Origin of the sequence: Pseudomonas sp., from assembly GCF_026224925.1 — a bacterium.
In the GTDB taxonomy this organism is placed as follows: Bacteria; Pseudomonadota; Gammaproteobacteria; order Pseudomonadales; family Pseudomonadaceae; genus Aquipseudomonas.
On sequence record NZ_JAMFRV010000401.1, the window covers coordinates 1 to 4,213 of the forward strand.

Here is a 4,213-nt window from a genome sequence, read left to right on the forward strand (position 1 = left end):
AGCGGCAGCGTGTAGAGCACATCGATCAACATGCCCGGAATCTGATTGCCGAACGACAAGCTGCGCGCGGACGGCTCAAAAATGAGGCGACTCGCAGGGATCGACAAGTCGCCGCTCATGGTTCCATTTTTCAAGTGTGGCGCACTGATGCCGACTTGCGCTGCTGGGACCTGAGCCTGGACCCGTCTGACCGCTTGGTCGGTTCGCTGTGGGGCGCAGATCCAGAAGCTTCCAACTTGGGCAGCGTCGGCTTCGCTCGCACGGTAACGCCAGAGTCATGGCTATCGACATGGTCCGGGCTTAGTTCAAACGCATCGCTGAACAAGACTTCCCACGCCATTGAGCAACCGCTACTGCTCATCGAGTACACCGGTGATAACTGCGTGTTTCCTGGCGATGTAAATAAAATTTATGCCGATATACCGTCTTCAAATAAACGGCGATTCAAAGTACGTGGTAACCACCATGGACAGGCGCTGGAAGACGGCGAGGAGCCCGGACAATGGATTGCTGGTTCGCATCTTCAGCAATGGCTTAACGATACTTTCTGACCAACATCGAGTACCCAATGATGAACACAACAACTACAACAACTGCATCAGCTTCGTTGGCTCCAGACTCCACCACACTCGTTGCATCTGGCCGCATTAACCGCGTGCGCGATGCGTTGCCGGGCGTCGTTTATCCGAAGCAGCAGGAGCTTGATCATTATGTAAATGAAGGGGTCCTTGGCGTTGAAACCCTTGCCGATGGTTTTCGTCAGTCAGTAGAGCGCTATCCCACCAATATTGCCTTGGCAGGCCCCGGTGTAAGTATCACCTATAGCGAACTTGACGAGCTTTCCACCCGCTTGGCCGGTGCTTTGCTCAGCCAGGGTTTACAACCCCTTGATCGAGTCATGTTCCAGCTCAACAACAGCGAGCACCTGATCGTTGCATTTTTGGCCTGCGTGAAGGCCGGGCTTATACCTGTCTGCACCTTGGCTGCCCATCGTGAACGGGAGATCGGCTACTTGGCCGAGCTGGCAGATGCCAAGCTTCATATCGTTCAAGGCGATGATCCAAAATTTGACACCGTCGCTTTCGCCCGCAAGATGCAACAGCAATCTTCGTCGCTGAAATGGATCATGCAGGTCGGCGGGGAGCCGCAAACAGGCATTCTTCATCAGCCGACACTTATTGAGGAACAGGCGTTTCCTGCCGCGTGCAAACAGCTTGAAGCCGTGCAACTGGATCCCTTCCAGGCCGCAGTATTCCAGCTGTCGGGGGGGACTACCGGCGTGCCAAAAATCATCCCGCGTTTTCACAATGAGTATTTGTACAACATGCGCGCCGTGGCCGCATGGCTGGACTATCGGCCAGAGGATGTGTTGTTCATGCCGCAGCCGATGATTCACAACCTGAACATGGGGTGTTGCTTCGGCCCGTTCCTGATGACGGGTGGCACTGTGACGGTCGCCCCGGACCTTCAACCGGAAACACTGGTGTCGCTGATCGAAACCACTCGCCCCACCTGGATGATGTTAGGTGGGCCAATCATTGCGCGACTTGAAACAGCTATCCACGCGGGTAGGGTCGACCTTTCCAATGCTCGAGGTGTAATCGTCGCCAACAGTGCCGCAAAGCTTAAGCAACTGTTGGGCGTACCGGTGCACAACGTATTCGGTATTACGGAAGGGGTGATCATGTTTACCCACCGTGACGACCCACAGGAAGCACTCGACACCACCAACGGGCGTCCGGTTTCCGCGTTGGACCAAGTACGAATACTTGTTCCTGGTACCGAGCAGGACGTCGAGCCAGGGCAGACTGGTGAGCCCGCTTTTAAGGGGCCGTACACAATCCACGGTTACTACAGCGCTGAAGAGCGCAATCGGGAGACCTTCACCAGCGACGGTTTTTATCGGTCCGGCGACCTCATGTACACCAAAGTCATCAATGGCGTTACCCACTACGTCTTCTGCGGTCGCTTGAAGGACCTCGTCAGCCGAGGCGGCGAAAAAATCAACTGTGAAGAAGTTGAAATGGGTGTGGCCGGTCACCCGGCGGTAGCTGCCGTCGCAGCAGTTGGTTATCCCGATCCAGTGTTTGATGAGCGCCTGTGTGCAGCCATCGTCCTGCGCGATGGGTTCCAGGCACCCACGGTTGCCGAGCTAGGCGCCTTTTTGGAAGCCTATGGCCTGGCGAAGTTCAAATGGCCGGAGCGCATCGAAGTGCTGGAGTCATTCCCTTTGACCGCTGCTGGAAAACTCAGCAAGGACAAACTCCGTGAGCTTGTCAGCGAGCGGGCGCAGCAAACCCGGTCCGCGTAACTCAACTTTACATCTGGAGGCCCGTTATGGCCGCGAATCATCCTGTTCTCAAAGGCGTCCACCATACCGCCAGACCTACCTGGAAGCTCCGCGAGACCGTTGAGTTCTATCGGGACAAACTCGGATTACCGCTCGTGCATGCGATTTCGGCACGCGGTTGGGGACCGTCAAATCACCCCGATTTTTTGCACTTCTTTTTCGACAGTGGTAACGACAGCACCATCGCGTTTTTCTACTACATCAATACCGAGCAACCGGACTACACCCGTGCCGTGGCGGACTATCGCTTCGAGGCTACGCACACTGCGTGGCGAGTTGATACCCGCGAGGAACTGCTGGCCTGGCGAGACCGCATTGAAAGTCAGGGTATCCCGCTGATCTTTCAGATACGCCACGAGCTAATTGAATCGATCTACTTCAGCGATCCGAATGGCTACTACTTGGAGGTGACGCTCCAGGAAAGGCCCATGGACCAACTGGATGCCGACGACGCCACGCGTACGCTTCAAGCCGCCATGGCAGCGGAAGATGCCCATCGTGCCGGGACCTGTGATTTCACAGGGATCGATCAAGTTTGGCTCGACAAGGCACAAGGTATTTCGCCCGGTGAAAGCCCGAACGAGGCCGTTCTTTTTGTATTAGATGCACCGGAGTTCAAGCCGTTGGTAGACGCAGCCTTGCTGTGTGAGAACTACCTACTGAGCAAACTGAGCAGCGGCTATTGGAAAATCTCCACGACAGACTCGTTGGTTTTTGAGCGCAAGAAACTCGGTTTCGATGCGGCGATCTGGAATGCGGCACTTACCGGTGGTTTTGTCGGCAAGGTGTCGTCTTTTAGCCGTTACCGACTTGAAATACAGCCGGGGGGCGCGCAATGAAAGTCGCAATTATTGGCGGCGGCCCGGCGGGCCTGTACTTGGCGTTGTTGCTCAAACGCAGTGCGCCAGATTGGCAGGTGGAAATCATCGAACAGAACTCGGCCGACGCAACTTTCGGCTTTGGCGTGGTACTGGCCGACACAGGCCTTCAGCAACTGCGTGACGCGGACGCGGCCTCTTACGAGGCGTTGGTGGGCGCCATGCAATTGCATGATCGGCAGATTATTACTCAAGGCGAAACCCCGATCGAAATCACGCTGCCGGTCAAAGGCGGGGCGATCCCGCGCCTTAAACTTCTGCAAACGCTAGAGGCCCAGGCAAAGGGCGCAGGGGTCGTCATTCATCATCAGCAACGTATCTCCGGCAGCGCGGACCTCGCTCGTTTCGGTCTGCAAGATGCTGATGTGGTTGTCGGCGCAGATGGTGCTAATTCGACAATCCGTCTTGAGTTTGCCGAGCAGTTCGGCACCACCACGCGCACGCTGCAGAATCACTTCGCATGGTTCGGCACCCCTCGGGTGTTCGAATCATCGGCTCTGGTCTTTCGCAAATACCAAGGCGGCCATTTTGTTGCCCACTATTACGCGTACAGCGATGAAATGAGCACCTTCGTCGCTGAGTGTGACGACGTTACTTGGCACCGGCTCGGGCTGGAGCAGATGAGTGATGAGCAACGACAGGCTCTGTTCGAACACATATTCGCTCCCGAGCTTGACGGCGCACCACTCATATCAGGGAACGCCAAATCGGTATGGCGACAGTTTCCGGCCATTCGCAATGCCCGCTGGACAACGGATCGTTACGTATTGATCGGCGATGCCTTGGCATCTGCGCATTTCTCCATTGGTTCGGGGACTCGCATCGCCATGAACGATTCCATCGCATTGGCAAAGGCGTTGTTGGCCTGCAAGGGTGACGCATTAAAGGGGCTGCAGAGTTTCGAACACGATCACGGGCCGAAAAAACACAAACTGATTGATGCCTCTGAGCTGTCATACCTGTGGTACGAGCAGATTGCCCAATG

General features: G+C 55.8%; 4 protein-coding genes. All 4 read left to right on the forward strand.

From position 1 onward, the window contains the following. Positions 1-134 precede the first annotated feature (134 nt). Complete coding sequence (locus tag M0974_RS17360) at positions 135-551, forward strand: hypothetical protein (protein ID WP_297839262.1); 417 nt, start codon at positions 135-137, stop codon at positions 549-551. Positions 552-568: 17 nt separating this feature from the next. Next, entirely contained in the window at positions 569-2,311 is a 1,743-nt protein-coding gene (locus M0974_RS17365; protein WP_297839264.1) for an AMP-binding protein, read from the forward strand. A 26-nt stretch (positions 2,312-2,337) separates the two neighbouring features. After that, positions 2,338-3,189 carry a VOC family protein gene (locus tag M0974_RS17370; protein WP_297839267.1) on the forward strand — a complete coding sequence of 284 codons (852 nt, stop codon included), beginning with the start codon at positions 2,338-2,340 and terminating at the stop codon, positions 3,187-3,189. Next, positions 3,186-4,213, forward strand: a 1,028-nt coding sequence (locus M0974_RS17375; RefSeq protein WP_297839270.1) for an FAD-dependent monooxygenase, incomplete at its 3' end; no start/stop codon positions are given. The genes M0974_RS17370 and M0974_RS17375, both read left to right, overlap by 4 nt.

What these genes read in the sequence shown, in the direction of transcription:
- M0974_RS17365 (WP_297839264.1), top strand. Translation starts at nt 569, where the DNA reads ATGATGAACACAACAACTACAACAACTGCATCAGCTTCGTTGGCTCCA.
- M0974_RS17370 (WP_297839267.1), top strand. Translation starts at nt 2,338, where the DNA reads ATGGCCGCGAATCATCCTGTTCTCAAAGGCGTCCACCATACCGCCAGA.